The sequence below is a fragment of the Chromohalobacter sp. HP20-39 genome, from assembly GCF_033052815.1.
GTDB lineage: Bacteria > Pseudomonadota > Gammaproteobacteria > Pseudomonadales > Halomonadaceae > Chromohalobacter.
Genome location: NZ_JAWHTP010001258.1, coordinates 1 through 229, shown reverse-complemented (window position 1 = coordinate 229; position 229 = coordinate 1). Strand labels below are relative to the sequence as shown.

1 protein-coding gene is annotated in these 229 nt (G+C 69.9%); it reads right to left on the bottom strand.

Annotated features, from left to right (window positions below):
* Nucleotides 1-229: efflux RND transporter permease subunit (locus RVY79_RS21900; RefSeq protein ID WP_317466733.1), on the bottom strand; the 229-nt coding region annotated here is incomplete at both ends.

Here is a 229-nt window from a genome sequence, read left to right as displayed (position 1 = left end):
CACGCCGGGGATGAACGCGACCGGGATGAACACCGCCATCAGCACCGCGGTCGTGGCGATGATCGGCCCCGTGACCTCGCGCATGGCGCGCACCGCGGCCTCCAGCGGCGGGTGCCCCTCCTCGAGCTGGCGCTCGACGTTCTCCACCACCACGATCGCGTCGTCGACCACGAGACCGATGGCCAGCACCATGCCGAGCAGGCTGAGCATGTTGAGGGAGAAGCCGAGC